This window comes from Streptomyces sp. NPDC058000 (genome assembly GCF_042886435.1).
GTDB lineage: Bacteria > Actinomycetota > Actinomycetes > Streptomycetales > Streptomycetaceae > Streptomyces.
In genome coordinates this window covers 82,358-108,642 of record NZ_JBHVQS010000018.1, presented here as the reverse complement: position 1 = coordinate 108,642, position 26,285 = coordinate 82,358, and the positions used below count along the sequence as shown (strand labels likewise).

27 protein-coding genes are annotated in these 26,285 nt (G+C 71.8%); 3 read left to right on the top strand and 24 right to left on the bottom strand.

Annotated elements, in window-relative coordinates:
- Positions 1–58 precede the first annotated feature (58 nt).
- The 19 genes from ACFVT2_RS19710 to ACFVT2_RS19620 form a co-directional block, all read right to left on the bottom strand.
- Positions 59–268 (bottom strand): helix-turn-helix domain-containing protein, encoded by a 210-nt coding sequence (locus tag ACFVT2_RS19710; RefSeq protein ID WP_390019320.1) that lies wholly within the window; start codon positions 266–268, stop codon positions 59–61.
- 138 nt (positions 269–406) lie between these two features.
- Positions 407–1,633 (bottom strand): DUF3631 domain-containing protein, encoded by a 1,227-nt coding sequence (locus ACFVT2_RS19705; RefSeq protein WP_390019318.1) that lies wholly within the window; start codon positions 1,631–1,633, stop codon positions 407–409.
- The gene (locus ACFVT2_RS19700; protein WP_390019315.1) at positions 1,630–1,986 is read right to left on the bottom strand and encodes a hypothetical protein; all 357 of its coding nucleotides are present in this window, start codon (positions 1,984–1,986) and stop codon (positions 1,630–1,632) included. Before ACFVT2_RS19700 ends, ACFVT2_RS19705 begins: the two co-directional genes overlap by 4 nt.
- Positions 1,983–2,882: a bifunctional DNA primase/polymerase gene (locus ACFVT2_RS19695; RefSeq protein ID WP_390019312.1), complete on the bottom strand. Its 900-nt coding sequence runs from the start codon at positions 2,880–2,882 to the stop codon at positions 1,983–1,985. The genes ACFVT2_RS19700 and ACFVT2_RS19695 overlap by 4 nt, the downstream gene beginning before the upstream one ends.
- Before the next feature lie 93 nt (positions 2,883–2,975).
- Positions 2,976–3,458, bottom strand: coding sequence for a single-stranded DNA-binding protein (gene ssb, locus ACFVT2_RS19690; protein WP_390019310.1), 483 nt, complete (start codon positions 3,456–3,458; stop codon positions 2,976–2,978).
- Between the two features lie 11 nt (positions 3,459–3,469).
- Positions 3,470–4,045, bottom strand: coding sequence for a hypothetical protein (locus ACFVT2_RS19685; protein ID WP_390019307.1), 576 nt, complete (start codon positions 4,043–4,045; stop codon positions 3,470–3,472).
- An 8-nt stretch (positions 4,046–4,053) separates the two neighbouring features.
- A complete protein-coding gene (locus ACFVT2_RS19680) occupies positions 4,054–4,257 on the bottom strand; it encodes a hypothetical protein (RefSeq protein ID WP_390019306.1) in 204 nt (67 codons plus the stop codon).
- 246 nt (positions 4,258–4,503) lie between these two features.
- Positions 4,504–6,672, bottom strand: coding sequence for a hypothetical protein (locus tag ACFVT2_RS19675; protein WP_390019304.1), 2,169 nt, complete (start codon positions 6,670–6,672; stop codon positions 4,504–4,506).
- Positions 6,673–7,001: 329 nt separating this feature from the next.
- Entirely contained in the window at positions 7,002–8,162 is a 1,161-nt protein-coding gene (locus ACFVT2_RS19670) for a hypothetical protein (protein ID WP_390019301.1), read from the bottom strand.
- A 928-nt stretch (positions 8,163–9,090) separates the two neighbouring features.
- Complete coding sequence (locus ACFVT2_RS19665) at positions 9,091–9,333, bottom strand: hypothetical protein (RefSeq protein ID WP_390019299.1); 243 nt, start codon at positions 9,331–9,333, stop codon at positions 9,091–9,093.
- Between the two features lie 29 nt (positions 9,334–9,362).
- Positions 9,363–9,677, bottom strand: a complete 315-nt coding sequence (locus ACFVT2_RS19660; protein ID WP_390019297.1) for a hypothetical protein — start codon at positions 9,675–9,677, stop codon at positions 9,363–9,365.
- A gap of 14 nt (positions 9,678–9,691) precedes the next feature.
- Complete coding sequence (locus ACFVT2_RS19655; RefSeq protein WP_390019294.1) at positions 9,692–10,069, bottom strand: RRQRL motif-containing zinc-binding protein; 378 nt, start codon at positions 10,067–10,069, stop codon at positions 9,692–9,694.
- Positions 10,069–10,362: a hypothetical protein gene (locus ACFVT2_RS19650; protein WP_390019291.1), complete on the bottom strand. Its 294-nt coding sequence runs from the start codon at positions 10,360–10,362 to the stop codon at positions 10,069–10,071. Before ACFVT2_RS19650 ends, ACFVT2_RS19655 begins: the two co-directional genes overlap by 1 nt.
- Positions 10,363–10,595: 233 nt before the next feature.
- A complete protein-coding gene (locus tag ACFVT2_RS19645) occupies positions 10,596–11,672 on the bottom strand; it encodes a hypothetical protein (protein ID WP_390019288.1) in 1,077 nt (358 codons plus the stop codon).
- Positions 11,673–11,743: 71 nt separating this feature from the next.
- Positions 11,744–12,070 (bottom strand): hypothetical protein, encoded by a 327-nt coding sequence (locus tag ACFVT2_RS19640; RefSeq protein WP_390019286.1) that lies wholly within the window; start codon positions 12,068–12,070, stop codon positions 11,744–11,746.
- Positions 12,067–12,336, bottom strand: coding sequence for a DUF6284 family protein (locus ACFVT2_RS19635; RefSeq protein ID WP_390019284.1), 270 nt, complete (start codon positions 12,334–12,336; stop codon positions 12,067–12,069). Before ACFVT2_RS19635 ends, ACFVT2_RS19640 begins: the two co-directional genes overlap by 4 nt.
- Positions 12,337–12,411: 75 nt before the next feature.
- Positions 12,412–12,885 (bottom strand): transcriptional regulator, encoded by a 474-nt coding sequence (locus tag ACFVT2_RS19630; protein ID WP_390019281.1) that lies wholly within the window; start codon positions 12,883–12,885, stop codon positions 12,412–12,414.
- A 287-nt stretch (positions 12,886–13,172) separates the two neighbouring features.
- Positions 13,173–13,304, bottom strand: coding sequence for a hypothetical protein (locus ACFVT2_RS19625; RefSeq protein WP_390019279.1), 132 nt, complete (start codon positions 13,302–13,304; stop codon positions 13,173–13,175).
- A 279-nt stretch (positions 13,305–13,583) separates the two neighbouring features.
- Complete coding sequence (locus ACFVT2_RS19620; protein ID WP_390019277.1) at positions 13,584–14,339, bottom strand: hypothetical protein; 756 nt, start codon at positions 14,337–14,339, stop codon at positions 13,584–13,586.
- A gap of 493 nt (positions 14,340–14,832) precedes the next feature.
- Between ACFVT2_RS19620 and ACFVT2_RS19615 the strand changes: the two genes are divergently transcribed.
- Positions 14,833–15,963, top strand: a complete 1,131-nt coding sequence (locus tag ACFVT2_RS19615) for a helix-turn-helix transcriptional regulator (RefSeq protein ID WP_390019275.1) — start codon at positions 14,833–14,835, stop codon at positions 15,961–15,963.
- Here the strand turns inward: ACFVT2_RS19615 and ACFVT2_RS19610 are convergent.
- Positions 15,947–16,735: an NUDIX domain-containing protein gene (locus tag ACFVT2_RS19610; RefSeq protein ID WP_390019401.1), complete on the bottom strand. Its 789-nt coding sequence runs from the start codon at positions 16,733–16,735 to the stop codon at positions 15,947–15,949. The genes ACFVT2_RS19615 and ACFVT2_RS19610 overlap by 17 nt on opposite strands.
- A 546-nt stretch (positions 16,736–17,281) precedes the next feature.
- Between ACFVT2_RS19610 and ACFVT2_RS19605 the strand changes: the two genes are divergently transcribed.
- Entirely contained in the window at positions 17,282–18,289 is a 1,008-nt protein-coding gene (locus ACFVT2_RS19605; protein ID WP_390019273.1) for a lytic polysaccharide monooxygenase, read from the top strand.
- A gap of 56 nt (positions 18,290–18,345) precedes the next feature.
- Here ACFVT2_RS19605 and ACFVT2_RS19600 read toward each other — a convergent pair whose 3' ends face one another.
- On the bottom strand, positions 18,346–18,813 hold the full coding sequence (locus ACFVT2_RS19600; RefSeq protein ID WP_390019271.1) for an Lrp/AsnC family transcriptional regulator: 468 nt from the start codon (positions 18,811–18,813) through the stop codon (positions 18,346–18,348).
- A gap of 80 nt (positions 18,814–18,893) precedes the next feature.
- Between ACFVT2_RS19600 and ACFVT2_RS19595 the strand changes: the two genes are divergently transcribed.
- On the top strand, positions 18,894–20,186 hold the full coding sequence (locus tag ACFVT2_RS19595; protein WP_390019268.1) for an APC family permease: 1,293 nt from the start codon (positions 18,894–18,896) through the stop codon (positions 20,184–20,186).
- A 64-nt stretch (positions 20,187–20,250) separates the two neighbouring features.
- On the opposite strand, the gene ACFVT2_RS19590 is transcribed toward ACFVT2_RS19595, so the two are convergent.
- From ACFVT2_RS19590 to ACFVT2_RS19580, 3 genes are all read right to left on the bottom strand, one after another.
- A complete protein-coding gene (locus ACFVT2_RS19590) occupies positions 20,251–21,108 on the bottom strand; it encodes an esterase/lipase family protein (protein WP_390019266.1) in 858 nt (285 codons plus the stop codon).
- A 312-nt stretch (positions 21,109–21,420) separates the two neighbouring features.
- Positions 21,421–22,509, bottom strand: a complete 1,089-nt coding sequence (locus ACFVT2_RS19585; RefSeq protein ID WP_390019264.1) for a hypothetical protein — start codon at positions 22,507–22,509, stop codon at positions 21,421–21,423.
- Entirely contained in the window at positions 22,506–26,117 is a 3,612-nt protein-coding gene (locus ACFVT2_RS19580; RefSeq protein ID WP_390019261.1) for a DNA polymerase III subunit alpha, read from the bottom strand. The genes ACFVT2_RS19585 and ACFVT2_RS19580 overlap by 4 nt, the downstream gene beginning before the upstream one ends.
- Positions 26,118–26,285: the final 168 nt, after the last annotated feature.

Here is a 26,285-nt window from a genome sequence, read left to right as displayed (position 1 = left end):
CAGAAATGAAACGGGGCCACGCCCCGGCAGGGACGTGGCCTCGTTTGGCGTCGTGCTTTCAGTCGGAAGCTTCGGATTCACGCATCAGCAGGGCGACGTAGTCGTCGATGTACTGGAGCGGTACGAGTCGGCGCCGGCCGATGCGGACGGTGCGGAGTCGGCCAAGCCGGATCTCCTCGCACGCCGTTGAGCGTCCGATTCCGCACAGCCTTGCGGCGTCCTTGATCTCGTAGAGGCGCGGTTGCACAAGTTCAGCAGCGGTGGCCATGGGCACGACCCTTCTGTTTGGCCGCGGGGCTCTCTGTCCCCCTTCTGGGAGGTCCGCTACATCCGCTACATCCGCTACACCGCAGGTCAGGGGCCTGTTTTGTGTAGCGGATGCGTGGGATGTAGCGGATAGGTTCCGCTACGCGGTGCGGGCGACGGTCAGGTGGGGTGTAGCGGAGCTATCCGCTACACGACTCGTATCCGCTACATCGAAACCCTCTGTGACCTGCGGTGTAGCGGATGTAGCGGACGTAGCGGACGTGGGGGAAGGGGGCGGGCAGTAACGCAGCCACGCGTCGGCGAGGTCTTCCGCGTAGTAGCCCTTGGGGACGCCGCTGGAGGTGCGGACGGAGCGGGGCTTGACGGGCTTGTTGTCGGCGGTGACGTAGTCGCCGAGCATCTTGGCCAGGCCGCGGCTCGCCAGGGGGCGGCCGTTCATGTCGCCCCAGGGGGCGTCTTCCAGGGTGTGGAGGATGGCGAGGATGGCGGCAGTGGGCATACGGTCGGCGCCGCGGAAGACGTGGTCGCGTAGGTCGGTGAGCAGGCGGACTCCGATAGAGGCCGCGTCGTCGTCCTTGGCAGCTGCGACTAGTTCGACGCAGGCGGCGCGGGCCCGCTCCGGCCAGGTGCCGCCGGCAGCTTCGGCGACGGCGAGCAGGGGCTCCCACACGTCGGCGGGCCGGTCGGAGATGCCTTCCGGCAACTCGGGCCATGCGTCGGTGACCTGGTCGCGGACCTGGTCGGCCCAGGCGGCGAGACGCTCGCGCAGGGCGTGACCTTCCTTTTCGTGGATCCGCTGCCGATAGGGCTCGACCTTCTCGTTGGGGGCGCGCTTGCGCATGCGGATGATGACCGAGCGGGTCAGGATCGTGTCCGGCAGGGAACCCAGGCCGGCCATGGCGACCGCGCAGAAGCTCGGGAAGGGGGTGGCGGTCTGGTTGGAGCCGTCACCGACGCAGCGCAGGCTGCTGGCGCCGCGGCGGTAGCCGGAGTTGAGGAAGGCACGGAGTTCCTCGTTGCCGCTGGCCTTGGGGCCGTAGATGGTGTCGATCTCGTCGAAGAGGATCGTCGGTCGGCCTTCGTCGGCGGAGACGACGCGGAAGAGGGCGTTGGCGGAGGGGTTGACGGTCATCAAGGGCCGGGGCGTGAGGGTCTCGGTGATTTCCAGGGCCCGGCTCTTGCCGCTGCCGGGTTCTGGGGAGAGGAACGCCAGCCTTGGTGTGCTGTCGAAGCAGTCGAAGAGGTGGGTGTGGGCGTCCCATAGGGCGACGGCGGCGTAGGCGGCTTCGCGCGGGAAGCGGTTGAAGCGGCGGTGGAAGCGCTCGACTTCGTCCAGCAGGGCGGCGCCGTCGATGGGGTCGGTCATGAGGCTTTCCTTGTCTCGCGGGCCGCGGGATGGCGCCAAGGGCAGGCATCGCGGTGGGCTTCGTGGTCTTCGATCAGGGCGAGCACCTTGGTGCGGCCGACCGCGCTGCGGTCCCGGCCGCAGCAGCACTTGGAGGTGGCGGTGGGTACGGCTCCGCGGGGTGCGGTGATGTGCAGCCAGGCGACGGGGTAGCGCCCGTCGCCGGTCGGGTGCGGGTCAGAACGAAGAGAGGACGCCCTTCGGGCGACGTCCCTCGGCGCGCTAGGGCCGGTCGTGGTGCGGGCCGGTTCGGCGGGGTGCGGCCGGGCCGTGGCCGGGTGGCCTTCCAAGGGGGGATGGGGCGGGGCGCTCATGCTGCATCCCGGGGTCGGGCTGTGCGGATGGAGCTGTCCAGGGCGCTGCGGATCGTGGCGCGGCACTCCGCAGCGGTGAGTCCCCGCGCCTCTCCAGCCGCTTGGAAGGCATCCTCTGCCACATGCCGGGGGAGGTCGCCCCATGCGACGAACCGCCCCACTTTGAAGGCGCACCGGTTGAGCACGTTGTTGCGCTGCTTGTCCGGCGCCGCGGAAACCACCGCGCACTCCGCGTCCAGTGCGGCCAGCGCTGCCCGACTCCCGCTCACAGCAGGCAGCTGCAGGGGTGCCACGGGGCGGGTGGGCGCAGGCTGGAGCAGTCGAAGCAGCCACGCTGGTAGCGGGGCCACCGCAGCATCGCTGGTCGCTTCGTAGCGTCCGGTCGGGGTGGTGCTGCCCGCGGCGACGACGTACCCGCCGCAGGCCCGAGTGTCCACCAGCGGCCCCAGGGCCCCGGCAGTGTTGGGCAGCCGGACACCAGACGGCGCGGTGAAGTACAGGTGTTGGCCGCCGCTTGCCGTCCGCACCATGTAGGTGGCGGGCATGGGTTGGCCGGCGCGCTCGCAGAGCGCCATGAAGGTCGTCGCGCCGCAAGGCGCGTCCTTCTTGCTGTCCTTCGGCACGTCGAGGTCGACGACGAGCAGCCCGGAAGGGCCCGTGGCGATACCGATGTTGTACGGACCGGCGGACCATGCGGCCCGGACCCGGGCCAAGTCGGTGGTGGCGCGCTGCTCCCACTTCAGATGCCCGGCGGCACACGGGCCGGTGAGGGGGCAACGGGACTGTCCGTGGAGGGCGGGGCGCTTGTCGCCGGGGCGGAGGGGGAACACGGCCCAGCCGCGCTCAGCGGCGGTCAGTGCTGCGGCGAGCAGCGTCGACCGGGGGGCATGCGTCATGCTGGAGACCTCCTTGGTCTCATGCAGAGGATGAGGAGACAGGGCGGCCCGAGGCTTTGGCGAGACGCGGGCCGCCCTGCTGCGTCCTGGGGGTCAGAACGGGGGCTTGTCGTCGAGTGCCGGCGGCGTAGCGGGTCCCGGGCTGTTGGGGGCGGGCTTGGCGAGTCCTCCGGCCCAGGGGTCGCTGTCGGCTGCGGCCGGGGTGGGGCGCTGGGTGCGCTGGACGGTGGCGGTGGCGAACTGCAGGCTGGGGCCGATGTCGTCGACCTCGACGGCGAGCATCGAGCGGTTCTCACCTTGCTCGGTCTGCCAGTTGTGCTGGCGGATCCGGCCGGAGAGGACGACGCGCGAGCCCTTGGTGAGGCTGTCGGCGATGTGCTCGGCGAGCTGGCGCCATGCGGCGCAGCGGAAGAAGGCGGCCGTGCCGTCCGTCCACTGGCCGCTGTTCTTGTCGTAGGTGCGGGGGGTGGAGGCGACGGTGAATTTCACAAGGGCGGCGCCGGAGTTGGTGAACTTCAGCTCGGGGTCGGCGGTGAGGTTGCCGGTGATCGTGATCGGGACTTCGCCCATGGCCATGAGTGATCTCCTCAGCGGTGGTTGATGGTGCCGTTGGCGCGGCCGAAGAGGCCGGTTGAGGTGATGTGCTGGGTGATGTGCGGGCGCTGCATCTCGCGTGGTGAAGCGGTGATGCGGGCCCGGACGCGGCCGATGAGAACCGCGGCGAACACTCCGCCAGCGGCGATGGCGGCGACCGCCGACCAGAGGAGGTGGCTCACGGCCACAAGCCCGGGGGCCGCGGCGGAGAGGCCGACCGCGGCCAGGGCGATTCCGCCGCCGACGGTCGGCGCCAGCAGGGCTGTGCTCTTGGCCCAGGTCGGAATCGGCTGCGCGACCGGCGGAGCATCCAGCCGGACCGACCCCTGTGCCTGCTGCGGGACTGCCGGGGGGAGAACTACGGGCTGTTGTGCACGGATGTGGTGCCAGATGGCCTCGATCTCTGCCGGGCCGGGCTGGTGCTGGCACACGGGCGTCGAAGGGGCGGCGTGGGTCGCGGTGTTGGAGGCGTCGAGGAGGCGGGTGGTGTCTTTGTCGAGGAGGCGGCAGATGTCGGTGTGGTCGAGGAGTTCGGAGATTTCGGCCGACGTCATCGGGGTGAGGGGCATGGCGGGTCCTATCCGAAGGAGTGGGTCAGGGAGGCGATGCCGGCGGTGATGCTGGTGAAGAAGGTGTTGATGGCGGGGGCGGCGCCGCTGGCGGCGAGGAAGTAGCCCAGGCATGCGGCGGTGAAGGCGCCGCCGAGTCGGAGGTAGCGGGTGCGCAGCATCACGATCGTGAGGACGGCGGACAGGACCAGGGCGCTGATCGGCAGGATCACGACTGTCACCTTCTGTAGTTGTGTCGGGGAGTGCGTGTGGGAGTCCCACAGTTCGCGGGGAGAAGCGCCTCAAACGCCTCTGGGGCGGACCTGGAGGGCGGTTGGGGCTTGTTTTTTGTGGGAGTCCCACGCCCCCACACGCAGGTCAGGGACTCCCACAGGCGTGTGGGAGTCCCACAGCACTGTGGGGGCTTGTGGGAGGGGTGTGGGGGCAGGTCTGTGGGAGGCCCCCACACCCCGTGATGGTTACTGCGTGTTGTTGGTGGCGTAGGCGCGGATGGCGGCGGCGAGGGTCTCGGAGAGGTAGCCGGACTTGGGTTCGCCCTTGCCGATGCGCACGCTGCCCTTGCCCGGGCGCTCGATGCCGACGTCGCGCAGGAGCTTGCCCAGTTCGCTGCCGAGGACGAGGGGTTCCATGTCGAGCTTGGTGGCCAGGTCGGCGGTGAACATCCGCCCGCCCGCGGCGACGACCGCGTTGTGCGCGTCGGTCAGCAGCTGCGGGACGGGGTTGGGCCGGTCGGCCGGGGCTCCGGCTTGCTGGACGACCCGGCCGAACTCCGCCCGGATCACCTCCCCCTCACTCGACTCGGTCGGCGCCGGCGTTGGCGCGGTCGCGGCTGCGGGGGCTGCCAGCAGCGCGGCCAGGGCCTGCGACCCGAACCGTGCCGGCCGGACCGGAGCGCTCTCACTGCCGCCCGCGCTCGCGGGTGTGGTGGTCGGGGTGGGTGCGGTGGTGCGGGGCTTGCCCTTGGTCGTGACGGGGGTCCCGGTGATCTCGTCCAACGGCGGCCAGAGAACATCGAGCTGTGTGTAGGGGTGGGTGGCTGCGTGGAGCTGCTTGTTCTTGTAGAGGCGGGGCAGGATGCGGCCCCAGCGGCTGGCGTAGTAGCGGCCCGGCTCGGTGTCGAGGCTGACCGCGTCCACGGTGGGGCGGCGGTCGGCGAGCTTGGGGGCGATGGCGTTGATGACCTTCGGCTTGATCCGGTAGCACTTGAACGGCTGCGCATCGCCATCGACGTCGTCCTCGTCGGGGGCGCCGATGTGGCCGGAGCCCTTGTGGGCGGCTGCCTTGGGGTTCAGGCGGGATCCGCCGCTGGGGAAGAGGTGGTGCAGTTCCTCGGGGTCGGAGACGCGCATGCCGATGCGGGCCCTGCTCTGCTTCTTCATGGCGGCGGTGATGACGTCCTGGGTGGCCCGCAGCCCGGAGATCACCGTCCGCACCCGGGCGGCGCGGCCGGTGTTCACCACCGTGTCGAGTTTGGCGAGCAGGTCGTGCGGCAGCTCGGCGATCTCGTCGACGACGAGGATGATGGCGGGGACGTCGGGGCTGACGGGGATCTTGTCGTCGTCGACCTCGTGCATCAGGTCCTGGTAGGCCATCTTGCGGGTGTTGATGGCGGCGATGGCGACATCGAGCATGATGTGCGCCTCTTCGACGGTGTCGGCGGTCCAGTCGATCAGCGGCACCGGGCTGGTGCCGTCCACGGCCCAGGAGCGCAGCCAGGGCAGGCTGATGCCGGCGCCGGTGACGTCCAGGTGCCACGCCACCGCATCTACGGTGCGCAGCAGTTGGACGTTGGTGACGTTGATCAGGTTCGACTTGCCGGAGCCGGTCTGGCCGATCTCCAGGGCGCAGGTGTCGGCCATCGGCATGCTGGCGGGCTCGGCATCGGGCAGCAGGCCCAGTTCCAGGCGCTGGTAGATGCTGGTGGCCGACAGATCCTCGGGGAAGTCGATGGTCTCGGCCAGGACGTCCTTGGCGGTCACCCGGATGTGGACCTCGCCGTGCACTTCGCCGTCGAGGATCTGGATGCTGCCGCCCTTGGGCAGCCGCAGATCAGCGGAGAGCTTGCGCATGGCGTCGGCGGGGAGTTCGGGGGTGTCGGAGGGCATGCGGACGCGGACGGTGTAGCCGACGTCGGACTTCCACGGTTTGACGCCCTCGACCTCGTGTCCCTCCAGCCGGAACAGACGGGCCAGGCGCTCGTGCCACTCCTTGGCGTGGGTGTTGGCCCACTTCTGCAGGCGCCGGGAGGCGCGCTGGGCCTTGGCGGTCTCCTCGGCGCGGACCAGGCCGTGCGCGAGGGTCACCCCGGCCGCTGTGCCGGCCGCCCACCAGCCGGTCGAAGTCCAGGTCAGGGCGGTGCCGGTGGCCAAGGTGGCGGCGGTCCAGCCGCCGACGGTCAGCCATGCGGTGCAGCGGGCGACCAGGTGGCCGCGGGGGCGGCGCTGGTAGAGGTCGGCTCCGCCTTGTGCTGCGGCGCCGGCCGCGCCGACGAGCAGGGCGTAGGAGGCGGGAAGGCCGCTGGTCTGGCCGACGGCGGCGATGCTGTAGGCGCCACCGGCCACCACGGCGGCGGCGGTGGCGGGGGTCAGGTGCCAGGCCCAGTCCAGGGCAGGCGCACTGCGAGCCATCGTGAACTCCTCAAAGGCGCAGGGGAAAAGGCGCGGGCCGGACACACGGTGTGTCCGGCCCACGGGAGCAGGGAGATGCGGGAGGGGCGCTGCGGTGCCTCATGAGCCGGGAGGGGGAGCAGGCCCCGTTGTCCGCCGGTGACGAGTCCTTCAGTCCTCGTCGGTGGGCGGTGTCCAGGGGATTCGGGTGATACCGGCCCACACTGCAAGCGCTCCAAGCAGCGTCGGCAGGAGAATGCGGCAGACGATCTCAAGCCAGTTCATGGATGTCCTCCAGGGTGCCGGCCGCACGAAACGGCCGGGGTGGTGGTCGGTGGTGGGCGGCGGGGCTAGACGTCCCACATGGCTTCGCCCTCTTCGCCGTTGCGGGGGGCTTCGTGGCGGGCGATGTCGGGGGCGTGCAGGCGCCGGAAGGACGGCATCAACTCCTGCGCCGCGGAGGCGGCTTTGAGCAGGAGGATGTGGACGTCGGCGAGGGCGTCGACGACCGCCTTGTTCACGGGGTACCGCTCGTTGCTGCGGACCTGGAGGAGCTGGACGGTCGCGGCGATGTGCTCAATCCCGGTGGGGATGCCCTCGAACTCGGCGGCGACCTGGCGCATGTGGCCGGGCTCGTAGCGGGAGTAGACGTGCGCGACGTCCTGGGTGACCGCGACGAAGTGGGACGGTTGGCGCTGGTCGAAGCCGCCGTCCTGGCGGCGTTCGAGGATGTTCCACATGTGCTCGCCCGGCCGCGGCTCCTCGTGGCGCCGCAGGTCGTGTTCGTGGACCTTGGCGAAGATCGGGCCGACCTCGGCGGCCTTCTGCGCGGCCTGGTGCAGCAGGGAGTAGACCTGCGCGACCTGGTCGGCCATGCGCTTGTCTGCCGGGTACTTGTCAGCGGTGTTCACCGCCAGCTGCCGGATCGCCTCCCCCGTCGAGGTCAGCCCCTCCGCCAGCCCCCAGTATTCGGCGGCGACCGCCAGCATCATCGGTGGCTCGTAGCGGGCGTATGCCGCGCGCACCGCTTCGGTCTGACGGGTGAAGACGGACACCAGATTCCCTCCGAAATGGTCGGTCGACCAGCCGAACCCGCCGGCGCTGGTGGTGCGGCGGCCGGGCTCGGGGAAGTCGGTCAGGACGTCGCCCTTGACCGCGTCGGCGTACTTGGCCTTCGCCGACGCCATGAGCTTGGTGAACACCCGCTTTGCGGCCTTCGGGCCCCAGCGAGCGAAGCGTGACCCCCAGGCATTGCCGGTGCGGGGCGCCAGGCCGAAGAAGCGCAGCAGGCCACCAGCGGTGGCCGCCACGCCCTTCAGCAGCAGCCCCGGCACCGCGGCCAGCGCTCCGGCCGCCCCGGCCAGGAGTCCGGCGCGGGCGGCGCGCAGCAGGAACGGCACGGCCGCCTTCCCCCTCTTGGCCAGGTCCCGGCGGGCCTGGCGGATCCGCTCCCGCGCCGACTGCGCCGTCGGCGACTCCCACAACTGCGCGGCCCTACCGCCCGCTGCCACCGCGTGGCGCTGGGCTGCCCGTGCGGCGCGGCCGGCAGCCGCTGACAGCGTCGACCGCGCCCCACCCGCAGGCTTCGACAGGGACACCCCGCCGCCAGCACCCCGCGCACCCGGTCGGGCCGACCAGCGGGAGCCTGCGCCGGTGGTTGCGCTCCCGCCGCCGACACCGCCCGCGGCCGAACCGGAACCGGTCCGGGGCGAGCGGAGGTGAGGTGAGCTGGGACGATGCCGGGCACCAGCCGTGGCCGCTGAGGTGTGCGGCGAGGACCCGAAAGCGGCGGCGCCGGTGCCGGACCGGCCACCGTGAGCGCCAGGCCGGGCAGAAGGAGACCACGAACCGGCCCCCGCCGCATATCCCCCGGCACGACCCGGGCGGTACCCGGTACGGCCGCGGGAGCCCGCACCGGCAGCGTGGCCCAGGCCGATGCTGCCGGCAGCCCCCGTACGGCCGCCACCCCAACGCCCACGGCCCAGCCCGCCAGCACCGAACCCGGAGGTGCGGGAGGGGCCTCGGCGGTTGCGGCGGGAGCGGGCGGCGGCCACGCCTGCTCCCGCCAGAGCAACGGCGCCCACGGTGACGCCGGCCGCGGTCAGCGTGCCGGTCACACCGGCCGCCGAGTACACAGCCGCCGACCCCGTCGACAACGCCTCCGCCCCGAACAACGCGACGGGAAGCGCCCGCAGGCGCCGTGCCGGTCGCTCCTGCGACGGCGTGGTGACCTCGGCCGGGGCCTGGGTGAGAGTGAATTCGATCGGGACCGGGGTGCCCTCCAACACCGCCCCCTCGGCCGACGCGGAGGTGGCCGGGCCGGTGCTGGTGACTTCAGTAGCAGTGTCAGACACTGATAACGCTCCTTCGGAGTGCACCGGCGCCTCGACATGGCCCTAGGAAGCGAGGTCGAGGCGCCGGTGGCCGGATGACGGGACGTCAGAGCGCGTTGCGCTCGAAGGAGAAGAACAAGATCGCGGAAACCCCGCCCATCTCCTTGCACAGCAGCTCACGGGCATAGGTGAAACCAGCGCCGCGGGAGGCGTCCTGATGGTTCACGTCGATCTCCACAACGCCGCCAACCGTGCCGATCTCACCGCGGTGGCTCTGGCCGGTCAGGACGTAGTGGAAGGGCACCAGACGCTTTCCCTGGGCCGCTTCGGGGCCGTTCTCGGAGTGCATGAAAGTCCTCTCTGCAGGTAGGCGGGCGTTCAGACGCGGTAGAGGTGGGTGGGGTGCTCGGCGGCGGTCTCCTGCCAGCGGCGGTTCTCCGCGGCGTCGACGTGCTGGACGCGGACCGTGAAGGAGCAGGCCGGGTCCGGGCACCGGTATGTCGTCGAGGCGAACGCCCTGGTGAGGAGTTCGACGACCCACACGGTCGTGGCGAGGCAGGCCAGCGCGCACGAGACGATCAGCGACAGCGGGACGTCGTAGGCGGCCAGCTTGGAGCCGATGGAGACGGCGTTGGCCACCCCCAGCACCGCGCTGACGGTCACGACGAGGCGAGAGACGGTCTTGCGGGACATGAAGAGGTCTCCGTTCAGGCGGCGAGCGCGGGGGACTCCGCGCAGGGCAGGCAGGTGCCAAGTGAGGTGGGGAGGGTGTAGCCCGCATCCCGCCGACAGCAGGGGCACCTACGGCGCGCGGCCAACGCCCGCTCCAAGGCAGCCCACTTGGCCGGCGTCATCGGCCGGACAGGGCGGGCGAGATCGAGACGGTAGAGGTAGGCGACCCGCACCCCGCTGCGCGTGCGGCGGGAGCGCCACAGGATTTGCGCGGCGACGGGCTGGCCGCCGGGCCGCAGTCCGCGGGCGCGGAGCTGTCGGCGGGTGGCCAGCCCGTCAGGGGCGAGCTGGTAGGGGTAGGTGGGGATGCCGTAGCGGGCCCCGTCCGGGTCCCAAAACCTCGTACGCGCCATCAGGGCTGATCCGGGCGCGGCATCGCGCGGCACTTCTCGGCGTGGGCCTGGGCCCACTTGCCGGCCTGCTCGTCGGCCGCGCTGCTGCCGTTGTTGAAGCGGTAGGCGTACTGCCCCCACTCCTCGTTGTGGTAGGCCTCGCAGCCGGCGCCTTCACAGCTGGCAGTGGTGACGTTCGGCTCGGTGTCGGCGAGGTAGAGCGTGTCGTGGCTGACGTCGACAGTGGCGCCGCCGACGGTGAGGTAGCGGGCGATGAGGCCCTCGGGCCAGGTGGTGTGGGTGCTGATGGACATGGGTTTCTCCTGGGCGATGTCAGGTGTGGGTGTGTGAAATCGGCTGCTGGTGTGTCGGGTTGTGGCAGCGCTCACCGGGTCTGCTGGCGGATCTGCTCACCGGACGCGGGTATGGCCGCGCGGTCGGGTCACTCACCGGCTGCTCGCCGGGTCTGCGGTGCCTGTGTCGACTTCCGGCAGTCGCAGCAACGGTCAGCCCGCCGGGCGGGCTGACCGTCACTGGTGGTGCCGGACTACTGGTCCTTCTCGGTCTCGCCGACTTCGACGTCTCGGGCCGTGTCGGCTTCCTCGTGGGACATCAGCGCGCCCCACGCCTTGCGCACGCGTTGCTCGCTGCCGACGTATCCGGCGTCACGGAAGTCCGCCCCGGCCTGGCGGTAGGACAGCGGGGGATCGTCGCGGTAGCGCAGGTGCCGCAGCACCACCACGAGCTGCTCATCGGTCAGCCGCTCCCCCGGCACGGGCGTGGGCACGCCTGCCACCGCCGCGAGCTCCTCCAGCGTCGCGGCCGTGACATCGGACCGGTCCTCCGTCACGGGGGGCGTCACGGGCGTCACGGTCTGCTCCGTCCCCGTGACGGCGAGCGGCTCCGAGGGCGTGTCCTGCGCGTTGACCTGCGTGCCTTCAGCGTCACGGTCGCCCGTGGAGGCGCTCTCCAATGCGGGCGGAGCGCTCGCGGTGGTGAGGCTCGGCGTCACGGGCACGACGGTTTCCGTCACGGGCGTGGCGGGCGCCGTGACGGTGAACATGTCGGCGATGGCAGCGTCGGCGCCGACCGTGACGCGCTCCCGCTGAACCTCCAACAGCCGCGAAGCGAGCGTCGTGTCACCGGTGCCGACCTTCCGGGCCAGCTTCCACGACTCCCGCTCCGACTTGGCCCGCAGGTCCGCGTCGGGGTGATTCGCCGCGCGAGCACGGTGATACGCCAGCGCCTGCACCACCGCGGCGGCCTTGCGGTCGGCCTCGACGTCCCGGCCGTCCTGGTGGACGACGATGCGCCGGGCCAAGAACGCCATGCCCTCGGCCGACACGCACATGCCCATCGGCGTGAGCGCGTAAATCACCGTGCGGCTGGAGTCGGGTGCGGCCATGGCCGACATCGCCGACGCCGCGATCGGCAGCGCCCACAGCCCTACGCGGAAGATCAGCGGAGAGGGCTGGCCCAGCAGCGTCTGGCCCAGCAGGACCAGCGCCAGGACCGCGGTGGCGCCTTCACCGGCGGCTACCGCACCTACTGCGGTGCCGTTGCCGTAGATGCCGGAGATGTTGCTGAACGTGCCGATCCCGCCGGCGACGCCTGTGGCGAGCATCGGGGCGAACGCAGCTCCCAGAACCCAGCGTTGGGTCGTGGTCAGAGGGCGGCGAGAAGGAGCGCTGTGCATCAGGCCACCGCCTTGTGGATCTCGATCTGGCGGTGGTTGCAGCTGTAGCCGATCAGGCGCAGGCGGACGCCGGCGAAGTCGATGTCGGCTTCCAGCGTCCGCGTGTCCTTGTCCAGCTCGTCGTGTGTGACCGCCTCGGGCGGAATCGCCAGGGCTTCGCGCCAGGCTTCGAAGACGGTGAAACCGTCGTGGCAGGACAGCTCCAACCGATCCGGGTAGATCCGGGAGATCGTCACGTTCACGGCGGGCAGGTCGGGGGACGCCGCGACCAGCACGTCCAGCGCCTGCACCGGCGCCGCGAGGTCGGACATGGCCAGCGCGTTCATGCGGCCACCGCCGTTCCCAGCTCGACGCGCACCGGCGACTTCCCGGTGCGGCGGGGGCCGTTGGCCGCTTCGCGGCGAGCCTTGAGCAGCCGCGCCTCGGCGTGCCGCAGCTCGCGCACGGCCTGCTTGGACTGGGGCCGGTTCAGCAGGGCGATCTGCGCGTCCAGCACCTCGACCTGTGCGGTGATGACGGGCATTTCGCGGGTGATGGTCCGCAGGTCCCTCAGTGAGGGACCACTCTTGCGGGCAGTACGGTGGGCATTCACGGGTCGTGATCCCTTCAGGTAGGCGGCCCAAGAGCGGCTCCGGGGGGCAATCCCGGGGCCGCTTGCCGTTCGGGGTCAGATGGTGGTGATCAGGACGGCTGCGATCAGCAGCCACAGGTGGTGGAAGGACTGATCCAGCGCGTAGGCGCCAGTTCCCAGGTGCGCGGCCGGGGCGCCCTTGGCGGTGACCGGGTGCGCGGGGTGCGCTGCGGTGCCCAGCCCGTAGAACTCGGCCTTGCCGGTGACCTTGGCGAGCCACGCGAGGGTGCTGCGGCGGTCGGCCCACCAGTGCGTCGCCGCATCCAGCCCCAGCCCCAGCCCCAGGCCCAGGGTCGAGAGGCGCAGGCCGAGCATGGCGGCGACGGGGAGGAGTAAGGCCAGCTTGGTGGCGGTCAGGGTGGCGACGTGCCGGGCGCCGGCCAGCCGACCGACCCAGCCGGGGCGACCCTTGTCGGCGGACTGGCACGAGGTCTGCACCCAGTGGTCACCCACGCTGTGAGCGACGTACAAGGCGGCGAAGGTAGCGGCGAACGTTGAAGCGTCAGGCATCAGCGGCGCCCTTTCATCGAGGTGTCGTGTGGATGTCGAGGACCCGGTGGCCCGCCGCGTACGCGCCTGCGGCAGCGCCAGCCGCCGCGGCGAGCAGAGCGCGGGCCACCGGGTGGTGGACGCCGTGGCGAGCCATGGCCCGCATCGCCGCGTGGTGCGTGATGCGGGCCCTGGCTATCGGGCTGGGCACGACCGGGGCTACAGGGAACCGCCGGGTTCACGCTGGGGCAGCGGTGGCATCTCGTCGGTGGTGTCGGGAGCGCGGTCGTGCTGCGGCTCGGGCTCCTTCACTGGGCCTCGCCCCGCAGCACCGCGGCCTGCTGCTTGGCGTCTTCGGCTGCCTTGGCGGCCCTCTGGGCCGACTCGATGCGCTGCTGGGCGAGCGCATCGGCTGCCTGCTGCTCAGCGATGTCGCTCACCGGGAACCACCCCCGGCCTGCTGCGTGTCGGCCTGCCGGGCACGGCGCAGGAACTCGTCCGGCTGGCTCGGTTGTTCCTGACCGTCCGGCGAAGTGGCAGGCGGGGGTGCGAAGATGTGCGTCAACACAGGTGTGCCTCTCACTAGGTGTGCCTGTGGCGGGCCTCAGGGGTTGCAGCCCTGGGGCCCGCGCCTACTTGGCGCTCGGTACGAGCAGCCACGGCCCTGGTCACCCTCAGCGGAGGGTGACCAGGGCCGTGGTCGTTCGTGCTGCGAGTTTTTACAGGCGCCACCACAGCGTGTCGGCCAGCTCGGTGATGCGCAGGTCGAGCTGTGCCCGCTCGAACCGGTCGAGCTTGGCGTTGAGCTGCTGGAGCGTGGCGGTGAGTTCGTCGCGGACCCGCTGGATCGCGGCGGTCTGCGCGGCCGGAGTGACCGCCGCCCACTGGTCTGTCCTCGACCGGGTCTGGAGCCGCTTGGCCTCCTCCTGGCGCTTCAGCCGGGCGTAGTCGCGGGCCAGGCCGATGCCGGTTACACAGCCACCGCGGCCGGTGCAGGTCGCGCACTGCTTGCGGTGGGCGCCGTAGGTGGCGAGTGCCTCATCGGCGGTGGGCCGGTGAGGCTGGTTCATCCGGTGGATCGGTGTGGCCGGGGCCGGCAGCGGCTTGTGGAACTGGCGGGCAGAGCGCCGGGACGCGGCGTCCCGAACCATGCCGTCCATCTCCACGCGCCAGTCCTCCACGGTCACGTCGAGGGCCACACGTCGGTTGGTGCCCTTGCAGCGCGGAGCCTTCGACTCTCCGACGCGAGTGTGGGGAACGAGCTTCGGCTGACCAAGGCCGGTGATCGGGCACCAGGTTTGGCAGTCGGGGCAGATCAGGCGCTCCCCGCCGGGCTCCAGGTCGAGTTCCTGGGCGGGAAGGGTGCTGACCTGAAGGACGGGGAGGTGGGACACGTTCTTGGTGCGGGTGCGCCGCGGGCGCTCCCCCTTGGTGCGGGTGCTGGCAGGGCCCTGGCGAGTAGCAGCAACAGGCATGAGGACTCCTCGAATAGCGACGAGAGGGGTGCGGGTGCGCTCTCCGCCTGACAGGGCACACGGGCATCCCGGTGTCCTGACGAGCGGACAGCGCATCAGCGATGTCCACGTGCGACAGTCGTCGCCGGCCGGGGGATTTGGTGGTGCTATCAACCCCGGCCGCTGCATGTAAGCAGCGACAACTGCAGTCGTTCTGTGGTGCGGATCGTGCTGTCACGCTGGCCAAACGAGGGCCAACGCGCACACTGAGGCCGGGACTCGCCCGCCTTCTGGTGCGCACCAGAAGGTTGGCATCTGGTGCGCACCAGAGTCAAGGCGATTCGCTGAGTTGAGTCAGCGTCACCGCCCTGGTGCATTTCCAGGAGACCCTCCAGAGAGGGGGTGCCGGTAGCCAACAGGGGTTAACTACACTGCTGTTAACCCCTGTTGACCTGCGACGACGTAAGGCATCCTGGAGTAAACGGCAACCGGAGCTATGGCTAGGTGGTTACCTGTGGGCACAGGACTTAGGAACGTGCGCACGGCGCACGGATGGTCTCAAGAGCGGCTGGTCCGCGAGATCGAACAGTTCGCCCGACGGCACGTCATCGACGTTGCCTCGACCGCAAGTCTGCGGGTCTACGTATCTGAGTGGGAGAACGGTCGGCGCACCATTTCGGACCGCTACGCGACGATCCTCCGGCGACTTCTCGGAGTCACGGATGCAGAACTGAGGGATTCCCCGACCGCGCTCGCACCGGCGATGGCCGACGGGTATGACGAACTTCTGAGCAGGATCGACTCGGCCCAAAGCGTCAGCGAGTCCATGGTGAAGGCGTTCAACGACCAAACTGAGCTACTGCGCACCATGGACCGTCAGCGGGGCGCGTCGGCACTGGTCGATCAAATGGCGGGACACCTGGCAGCCCTCGAAGAGGCTCTAACTTTTGCCGTGCTTCCCAGCGCACGTCGTCCCGTTGCGCTTGAGCTTGTGGGGGCATCGACCTGCGCCGCATGGCAGGCCATTGACGTCGGCGCGGTGGATCGAGCGTGGCGACACTACGAACTGGCGAAGCGCGCCGCCCGCGATGCAGAAGCGCCGATGCACCTCGCACATGCCACAGCGGAGCAGGCATACGTCCTCATGGAGGCTGGCCGACCTGCCCTCGGGGCGGACCTTGTTCGTGAAGCGCAGCGCTTGCTCGGCCGGGCAGGGTCTCCACGCCTCCAGGCGTGGCTGTACGCGGCGGAGGCGGAGCTGTGCGCCCACGCTGACATGCCCGACGACGCTCGCCGGGCACTTGACGCCGCAGCCGCGATCATCCCTTCTGGCCCGGAAGACCGTGACCCTGATTTCCCAAGCGTCTTCCTCAACAGCGGGCATCTCGCTCGTTGGCGCGGGCACGTCCTGGCGATGCTGGGCGACGGCGGGGCCGTGAACAGCCTGTACGACGCGCTGGCGCTGGTGGATCCGACGTTCGTGCGCGCTCAGGCAGGGTTGCACATTGATCTTGCGCACGCCCATCTGGCACGGGCCGAGTACGAAGAGGCGCACTCCCAGGTACGGCAGGCCCGGCTGCTGGCGAACCGCACTGGATCGGTCCGCCAGCGTCGCCGCGTTGATCTCCTCAGCGCGAAGCTCTAGGGCGCGGCTTCTGGCGGCTCGCCAGGATGTGGAGCAGGGCGACGAGAGTCCCGGACCCCATCAGCTGCCCGCGGGCCATCAGACCCGGGATGTCCGCGAGCGGAACCCACTCGACATGGCCGGCCTCCTCCAAGTCCGTGGGGTCCCCGACCCGTGAGGCACCGTGCCCCACATAGATCTCATGAGGTGAGTCGACCATGCCCACCATGGGCTGATAGGTGACGACGTGCTCTACGGACTCCGGGCGCCAGCCGGTCTCCTCCTCGACCTCCCGCCGCGCCGTCTCAGCCGGATCCTCGCCAGCGTCCACGATCCCGCCGGGAAGTTCCCAGCCCCACTGCTGCGGGACGAAGCGGTAGCGCCACAGCATGAGCACGCGGTCCTGATCGTCCAGGACAGCCGTGATGGCGACGTGCTGGAGCCGCACTACGTGGTGCTCGAAGCGCTCCACTCCGGGAGGTTCGACATCCCAGAGCTGTAGCTTGACCCACTCATTGTCGTAGATGTCCCGCTCACCGTGGATCTGCCACGGCTCCAGCCCCTCAGGCGCTTTCACGCTCACGGCCCCCGGGATCCGGTAGCCGCTTCGGCCGCGCACCTCCAGCGATCCCTCTGCAACCAGCCGTGCCAGAACCTGTCGAAGCGCGGTTCGCCCAATGCCGAACCGTTCAACGAGATTTCGCTCAGAGGGCAGCTTGTCGCCTGGCGCGTACTCGCCAGAAGCAAGCATTGCCCGCAGCGCCTCGTAAGCCTTGGCCGTCTTGGGTCCCATTCGGGGGGCACCCTCCATTCTCTGGTGGTGCGTACCAGCGTAACGGGCGAGCGTCATGGCGCCTCCATGTATGCGCAGCGGTCTATAGGGTCGACGGCGCTCGTTGCGGCGGCTCACGGCATGTTGCCGGGGAGCCAGAACTGAGTGGCCTGGGAGCCAAAAGGAGAGCCAGCTCCGGCGAATCGGAGTGGACTTCCATGGACTGTCACGGACGATTAGCGCCTCAACTAGTGGCTCCCGTAGGGCCTTTCCTGTGGTCCCGCTTAGGCACTCCTTAACGCGACCATAAGGATCCGCCGGATCGGCCGTCGGGCCTCAAATCCGCTGCTCAGGGCGGCTAGCGTCAGTTTCGCAAGGCGGGTTCGCGGGCCCGTCGGTGCCGTTCATCGGGGGGCGGCACCGGTTCCGGACGCGCCCGACCCCCCACCCCCGCCGGCCCCCCCCGTCCGCGCGGCGCACCCCACCCGGTGCGCCGCGCGCCCGAATCCGAAGCACTCGAATCCGAAGCACCCGAAACCGAAGCACCCGATGAAGGAGACCCCCACGATGACCGCTCGCCGCAAGGCCACCGGGATCGCGCTGCTCGGCGTCGCCCCCATGGCGCTCACCGTGCTCACTGCGACCCCGGCCGCCGCGCACGGGTCGATGTCGGACCCGGTCAGCCGGGTCTCGGCCTGCTACGCGGAGGGCCCCGAGCACCCGCGGTCCGCGGCGTGCAAGGCCGCCGTGCAGGCCGGCGGGGCCCAGGCGTTGTACGACTGGAACGGCGTCCGGGACGGCAACGCCGGCGGGAAGTCCAAGGAGCGGATCCCGGACGGCAAGCTGTGCAGCGCCGGCAACGACGAGTACAAGGGCCTGGACCTGCCGCGCGCCGACTGGCCGTCCACCGCGATGAAGGCCGGCAAGCACACCTTCCACTACAAGGCGACCGCCCCGCACAAGGGCGCGTTCGAGCTGTACCTCACCAAGGACGGCTACGACCCGACGAAGCCGCTGAAGTGGTCCGACCTGGAAGCCCAGCCGTTCGCGAAGGTCACCAACCCGACGCTGACCAACGGCGAGTACGTCTTCGACGGCACGGTGCCCGCCCGGTCCGGCCGCCACCTCATCTACAGCATCTGGCAGCGCTCGGACAGCCCGGAAGCCTTCTACACCTGCTCCGACGTGGTCTTCGGCAAGGACAGCGGCGGCGCCGGGAGCCCCTCGGCGCCCGCACCGACGGCCTCTGCGCCGACCGACCGCCAGATCGCGGCGGGTGCCGACAAGTCCTCGATGGACATGAGCCACCACGACCACGCCATGGGCGGCGGTCACGACCAGCCGGCCGCGGCGGCGCCGGCCGGCGGCCGGGCCCCGTCGCCGGACGCCGCTTCCGGCGCGGTCGGTGCGCACCCGGACGGTGCGGCGGCGCCGGTCGACGGCAGGCGCCTGGCCGAGACGGGTGGCGACGGCTCCACCGCCCCGCTGGCCATCGGGGGCGCCGCGGTGCTCGCCCTGGGCGCCGGAGTGTTGTTCACGGCCGCCCGCCGCAAGGCCGCCCGCCAGCAGGACTGAGCCGCACGGTCCGCCGCGGCCGGGTCGTCGTCCACCGCTGCCGCCCGCCGGTCCCGTCAGGACCGCTCGGGCGGCAGCGGCTCGATGATGTCGTTGGCGACGTGCTGGTAGATCACCGAGCTGCGGCAGTCGACGACTTCACGGCGCTTGAAGATCCGGTCCATCAGCAGGGCGTGCAGCCGGTCCACGTCCGGGACCGCGACGTGCACCAGGAAGTCGTCGCCGCCCGCGACGACGTAGACGTTGAGGACCTCGGGCAGGGAGGTCAGGAACGCCTTGAACCGCTCGATCACCTCGCGGTTCATGGGCCGGATCCGGACCGTCAGCAGCGCCTGTACGGGGCGGTTGAGGGCGCGTAGGTCCACGGTCGCGCGGTAGCCGGTGATCACCCCGCGGGCGCGCAGTGCGCGGACCCGCTCCAGACAGGTGGAGGGGGCGATGTTCAGTTTGCCGGCCAGTTCGCGGTTGGTCTGCCGTGCATCGCGCTGGAGTTCCCGGACAATCGCCGAATCAATGTCGTCCATGACCCCATGATGCGGGGCACGACCGAATTTGGTTCGGCACATGGCCAATAAAGGCAAAGCTCCGATTAGCGTCTGCGGCTGTGTCCGTACAAGAAACATCTCTTCCCGCTCCTGCACGGCCGGATGTACGGCGGCTGGGTGTCGGCAGTGGTACCGCGCTGTGTGCCGGCGCCGTGCTGGGTCCCGGTGTGCTGACGCTGCCGTCGCTGGCCGCCGCCGCGGCCGGTCCCGCCTCGCTGCTGGCCTGGGTCGTGCTGCTGGCCATGTGTGTGCCGGTGGCCGCGTCGTTCGCGGCGCTGGGCGCGCGGTTCCCCGACGGCGGGGGCGTCGCCACGTATGTGCACCGGGCGATCGGGCCGCGGGCCGCGGCGGTGGTCGGGTGGTGGTTCTACGGGGCGGTGCCGCTGGGGGTGGTCTCGGCCGCCTGGATCGGCGGGAAGTACGTGGCCGACGCGGCCGGCTGGGGCGCGGTCGGGGCGGCCGCGGTCGGCGCGGCGGTGCTCGTGGGGGCGCTGGTCTCCAACGCGGTCGGGCTGCGGATGTCGGGCCGGGTGCAACTGCTGCTCGGCGGGGTGCTGGCGGCGGTGCTGCTGTGCGCGGTGCTGGCCGCCGCGCCGCGGGTGTCCGCGGCCCACTTCACGCCCTTCCTGCCCGGCGGTTGGGCGTCGGTGGGGTCGGCGGCCTCGGTGCTGTTCTTCGCGTTCGCCGGGTGGGAGGCGGCCAGCCACCTCTCCGGTGAGTTCGCCGATCCGGCGCGGGACCTGCCGCGGGTGACCCGCCGTACGCTCGCCGTGATCACCGTGCTCTACCTGGGGCTGGCGGTCACCACCATCGGGGCCCTGGGGCCGGCCGCGGCGCGCACCGACACCCCGCTGACCGCGCTGCTCGCCCAGAGCGTGGGCACCGCCGCCCGCCCGGTGGCGGCCGCGGCGGCGCTGTTCCTCACCTTCGGGGCGGTCAACTCCTACCTGGCCGGGGCCTCCCGGCTCGGCGCGGCGCTCGGCCGGGACGGTGCCGCGCCCCGCTGGCTGGCCAAGGGCGGCGCGCCGGGCGAGGTGCCGCGCCGGTCGCTGGCGGTGCTGGGCGCGGTGGCGGCGGCCCTCGCGGTGCCGGCCGCGTCCGGCGCCGCCGACCTGGGCCTGCTGATGCGAGCCACCGCCACCTGCCTGGCCGCGGTGACCCTGGCGGGACTGGCCGCCGCGCTGGTGCTGCTGCCACGGCGTACCCCGCTCTGGTACGGCGGGCTGGCCAGTTCCGTGCTGACCGCGGGGGTGCTCGCCTTCTCCGGGTGGCTGCTGCTGATCCCGGTGGTGCTGGCGGGCGCGTCCGGCGGTTTCCTGACGCTGCGCCGGACGGGCCGGGGCACCCGCTGAACCGCTGACGGGTGCACCCGGCCCGGGGCCCGGCCCGCGCGCCGACCGCGGGCCGGGCCGGCGCTCAACTCGCGGCGGAGGCGCAGGTGGTCGGGGTGGCGTGCGCCGGGTCGAGTGCGTTGGCCGTCTCGTGGAAGGCGATCCGGTCGACGGTCCCGATGGCCACGTGCTCGGAGAGGTCGAGCGCGCACAGGTCCTGGAGCACGACGTTGTGGACGTCGGGGCCGTTGAGGAAGCCCGAGGTGTAGGGCGTCACGACCTCGTCGTACTTGGTCGCGATGACGGTGTAGTGGATGCCGGGGAGGGTGTCGCCGCCGGCGTTGAGGCGGGCCAGGAGGTCGGATCCGGTGGCCTGGTCGGTCAGTCCCGGGGTGAGTTTGTCGAGGTACTGCTTGGCGCCGGGGAAGAGGTCCAGCAGTGTGGTCAGGCCGCTGAGGGTGGTGCCGTGGTTGTCGGGGGCCAGCCCGACCAGCGTGTGCACCTTGTCGGCGCCGCCGTGGAACTTCAGGTAGACCCGGGGCATCATGCCGCCCTGTGAGTGACCGACGAGGTCCACCTTGTCCGCGCCGGTCGCGGCCCGCACCCGGTCGACGTACGTGGCGAGTTGCCCTGCCGAGGCGTCGATCGGGCCGAGCCCGTAGAAGAGCGGGACGCCGGGCAGTTGGCCGTAGTCCAGGGAGAAGACGCAGTAGCCGCGGGCGACCAAGTAGGGGGCGAGGCCGACCCAGTTGTCGACGGCGTTGCCGAAGGTGCCGTGGACGAGGACGACGGGGAAGGGGTGGGCGTTGGAGGGCTTGCACGAGAAGTCGTTCCAGCCGCTGCTGACGGTGGGGGACGCCGCCGCGGGGGTTGCCGTGATGAGTCCGAGGGCCAGGGCGGCCGCCGGGAGGACTGCGCACAGTCTTGACCAACGCAGCTTCATACGATGCTCCTTGCGGGGGTGAGGGGCTTCCGAAGTGCTTCGTGAGCCGGTCACCTGCGATCCGGATCGCAAGGGCCAACGTGGTGACTGCCAAGTAAGTTACGAGCGGGTAAGCAGGGCGTACCAGTGGCGTGACGGTGAAGGAAACCGCACCCGATCCGCACCGCACGACCGGGTGCGCAACGCCGGTTGCGTGCAGGGGGAAGGCAGCCGGACGCACTGCCCTCAAGGGCACATACGGTCAAGGGACTTGAGGCCCCCGGCGGCCGGCGGTGCTGGAGGAGCGTGGCACCCGCGGTGCGTCGGGCGGCGTTACGGGCGCGCGGGGCGGGACGGCCGGGCCGGGCCCGGGGCCGCCGGTCCGAGCGCCGCCGCGGGGCGTACCGCCGTGGTGCCGAAGCGGGCCCGGGCCCGGTCGACGGCCGCTTCGATGCGGTGGGCCTTGTCGTCGGTGGGGTCGAAGGTCAGCTGGCGCGCGGCGCGTTCGGCGCGGCACAGGTCCTCGGCCCGCAGCGCCAGCGCACGCACCCGGGCCCGCTGGAGGCCGAGTGCGGTGTGCAGCGCATAGGCCGCCGCGGTCAGCGCGGGGCCGTGTGCGGTCGGCGCGTCCAGTCGCCGGGTGCGGGTCGTGGTGGAGCGGTCGGCGTAGCGGACGGTGAGGGTCAGCGCGCGGGCCGCCTGTCCGCTCGCCCGCAGCCGGGCGCCGAGTCCGTCGGCGAGCGAGAGCAGCACCCGGCGGCGCCGGTCCGGGTCCAGTTCGTCGTGGGCGAAGCGGTGTTCGGCGGCGAGCGAGCGGGCGGCCGCGTTGGGGGTGACGGGGGTGGGGTCGATGCCCCGGGCCCGTTCGGAGACCATCCGGCCGGTCCGGGCGCCCAGGATCCGCTGGAGGGTGGCGGGCGGGGCGGCGGCGATCCGGCCGACGCTGTCGAGCCCGTAGGCGGACAGCGCGCGGGCCGCCGCGGGCCCGACGCCGTACAGCGCGGAGGCCGGGCGGCGGTCGAGGAAGGCGGCGACGGACCGGGGGTCGGCGGGCACGGAGCGGATCCCGCCGGGCGGGGCGTCCTGGGCCGCGACCCGGGCCAGTTGCGGGTTGCCGCCGACGCCGATGGTGCACCGCACGCCGTGCCAGGCCAGTGCGCGCAGCCGGATCAGCGCGGCGATGCCCGCCGCGTCCCGGTCGAAGTAGCGCAGTGCGCCGCGGACGTCGGCGAGCGCGGCGTCCGGCGGCAACGCCTGGATGACCGGAGTGAACTGGCCGAGCAGACAAAGCAGTTGCTCGTACTGCCGGGCGTTGACCGGCTCGCCGTCGGCGGTCCGGAAGCGGACGTACAGCGTGCCGGGCGGCCGCCGGGCACCGGCCGGGGGCGGCGGGGTGGCAGGGGGCTTCGGTGCTGGGCTCATCCGGCGCTCCCGGGGCTGGCGTGCCACAGCTTGCGGCCGGTGGCGGCGCGTTCGCCGGGCGGCTGGAGGTCCGCCCACGGGTGCATCTCGTAGCCGGTCTCCAGGCGGATGGTGCGGCCGGGGCCGGGGCCTGCGGCGGAGGGCTCGGGCTCGCGGGTGGGCGCGGCCGGCGGGGTGCGGTCCGCCGGGGTTCCGTCCGGCGGGGAGCCGTCAGGTTCCTGGGCGGCGGCGAGCCGGGCGGTGACCGCCTCCAGGCCGCCCGCGCGGCGGAGTTCGGCCAGTTCGGCGAGGTTCCAGGCGGCGCTGCCGACCACGCTGAGGCTGCGCGGACCGCGCCGCTGGACCGTACCGCGCACCAGCAGCAGCCACGAGTGGAAGACGGTCCGGGCGCACGCCTCGTGGCTGTCGTCGAAGAAGGCGCAGTCGACCAGGCCGGTGCTGTCGTCGAGGGTGGTGAAGATGACCCGGCGACCGGAGCGGATCGGCGGGGTCTGGGTGGCTGCCTTGGCGCCGGCGACCAGCACCGTCTCGCCGTGCCGGGCGTCGCGCAGCAGCCGGGCCGGCACCGCGCCCAACTCGGTGAGGAACTCCCGGTGGTCGGCCATCAGATGGCGGGAGGCGTCCATGCCGAGGATGCCCAACTCGGCGCTGAGCCGCTCCACGTCGCTGAGGTCGGGCAGGCCGGCCGGCTCGACCGGTTCGGCCTCCCCCGAGTTCTCGACTCCTCCCCCACTCTCCGCTTCGTTCGGGCGGGGGGACCCCCATGCACAGGGAGGGCCCCCCGTCCCCTGGTCGCCCATGAGGAGCGTCAACTGGCCGCCGGGGGCGGTCCGCCCGTGGTGGTGCAGTTCGGTGAGGTACAGCAGCAGGTCCCGCCGGTTGGCGCCGAAGGCGTCCAGGGCGCCGACCCGGGCGAGGCGGTCGGCCACCGGGCGGCTCGGCCGGGCCCGCTGCCAGAGGTCCCGGAGCGAGCGGTAGGGCTGGCCGTCCGCGATCCGCCGGGCCTCGGCCTGGCTCATTCCGTACACGTCGGAGAGGGCCAGTCGCAGCCCCCAGATGCCCGGAGCACCCTCCACATCGGACACCAGTTCGATCCGGTGGGTGACCGCCGACCGGTTCACGTCCAGCGGCAGCACCGGCACCCCGCGCCGCCGGGCGTCCGCGAGCAGCAGCCGCTTGGGGTACATCCCGGGGTCGTGGGTGAGCAGCCCGGCGTAGAAGGCCGCCGGGTGGTGCGCCTTGAGCCAGGCGGACTGGTAGGTGGGCACCGCGAACGCGACGGCGTGCGCCTTGCAGAAGCCGTACGCGCCGAACGCCTCCACGATCTCCCAGGTGTGCGCGATGACGTCGGGGGCGTAGCCGCGGTGGCCGGCCCGTCGGGCGAACCAGTCGCGCACCCGGCCCTGGGCCTCCGGGTCCGACAGGGCGCGCCGCTGCTCGTCCGCCTCGTCCCGATGGCATCCGGTCATGATCCGCAGGATCTCGATGATCTGCTCGTGGAACACCACCACCCCGTAGGTTTCGCGCAGCGGTTCCTCCAGGTCGGGATGGGGGTAGCGGACCGCCTTGCGGCCGTGCCGGGCGTCGATGAAGGGCCGCACCATGTCGGCGGCGACCGGCCCCGGCCGGAAGAGGGAGATGTCGACGACCAGGTCGTGGAAGGTGGCGGGCTGGAGCCGGCCGACCAGGTCGCGCTGGCCGGGCGACTCGATCTGGAAGCAGCCCAGCGTCTCGGTCGAGCGGATCAGGCCGTAGGTGGCCGGGTCGCCGGGCGGCACCTGCGCCGGGTCGTCCAGGTCGAGGCGGACCCCGGTGGTCCGGCCGATCTCGGCGACCGCGTGGGCCATCGCGGACTGCATCCGCACGCCCAACACGTCGAGTTTGAGCAGCCCCAGGTCCTCCACGTCGTCCTTGTCGAACTGGGACATCGGCAACCCCTCGCCACTGGTGGGCACGACGGGGGTGCGGTCCAGCAGGGTGGCGTCGGAGAGCAGCACCCCGCACGGGTGCATGGCCATCCCGCGGGGCAGCGCGTCCAGCGCCTCGACCAGCTGCCACAGCCGTTCGTCGGCGCCCTCCCGCACCCCGCGCAGCTCGGGCAGTTCGGCCAGCGCGGCGCGGGCGTCCCGGGCCCTGATGTGCGGGAACGCCTTGGCCAGATGGTCCACCCGCGCCGGGTCCATGCCGAGGGCGGCGCCCACGTCCCGTACGGCGTGCCGGACGCGGTAGGTCTCGGGCATCGAGACGGCCGCCACCCGCTCGGCGCCGAAGCGGTCGAAGATCGCGTGGTAGACCTCCAGCCGGCGGGCCGACTCGACATCGATGTCGATGTCCGGCAGCGCGGCCCGCCGCCCGGACAGGAACCGCTCCATCAGCAGCCCGTGTTCGACCGGGTCGGCGTGGGCGATGCCCAGCAGGTGGTTGACCAGGGACCCGGCGCCGGACCCGCGGGCCGCGACCCGGATCCCCCTCTTCCGTACGTCGTCGACGACTTGGGCGACCGTCAGGAAGTACGAGGGGTAGCCGAGCCGCTCGATGGTGTGCAGTTCGTCGTGGAGCCGGGCCCAGTGGGTGCGGTCGCGGTCGTAGCCGCGCAGCACCATCCCGGCGGCGCAGCGGGAGCGCAGCACCCGGGCGGCGGTGCGGTGTTCGGCGCCGACCAGGGACGGTTCGGGGAAGTGGATCCGGCCGAGCCCGATGTCGCCCCGGGGGTCCACCCGGCACTCCCCGGCGGTCTCCTCGGTCATGGCGAGCAGTCGGTGGGCCAGGTCGCGGCGGAAGCCGGCCGCCTCGGCGATCCGCTCGGCGGTGCGGCCCATCGCGGCGGTGTCCTTGAGCCAGCGTTCGCCGCTGTCCCAGGTCTCGGGGCGGCGCCGGTCCACCGGTATCAGGCGGCGGGCGGAGTCCAGGACGTCGGCGACCGGGCCCTGGCCGGGGTCGGCGTAGCGGACCGCGTTGGTCAGGACGGCGCGGACGCCCTGGTCGACGGCGAAGCCGAGGGTGCGGGCGGCCAGCCGGAGGGAGCCGGGACCACTGCCGGGGCGCCCGTGGTCGACGGCTTCCAGGCACAGCGCGTCGCCGTACCGCTCGCGCCAGGGGGCGAGGAGCTTCGCGGCGCGGTCCGGGCGGCCGGCGGCCAGCGCCCGGCCGACCTCGGAGTCCGGTCCGAGCAGGACGGTCAGCCCGCCGGTGAGGGACTCCAGGGCGCTCCAGGGGAGGACGGGCCCCGCGCCGCGGTCCGCGTGGGCGGCCGAGACCAGTCGGCACAGGGCGGCCCAGCCGGCGGCGCCGTCCCGGGCCAGGAAGACGGCGCGGGCGGCGGACTCGTCGAGAAAGGCGCCGCCGCGCACCGGGGTGCGGTGGCGGACGGTGGGTCGGGACGCCGGTTCCCGTTCCGCGACGGCCAGTTCGGCGCCGAACAGCGGGCGGATGCCGGCCGCGGCGGCGGCCTTGGCGAACCGGACGGCGCCGAAGAGCCCGTCCCGGTCGGTCAGTGCGAGGGCGTCCATCCCGCGTGCGGCGGCGCGCTCGGCCAGTCGCTCCGGGTGGGAGGCGCCGTAGCGCAGCGAGAAGCCCGAAGCGGTGTGCAGATGCGTGAACCCGGGCATCCGCACCTCCTGCACCTCATACGCCCCCCGGCTGTATTCGCGTCCCTTGTTTCGCTTCCTCCACCATAACGCTTCTTTCGAACATCCGTACGAACACACGCCCAGGGGGCGCACCGGTCGGAAGATATCGCCCAAAAGGGATATAAAGCCCCTGGAAGAGCTGTGAAC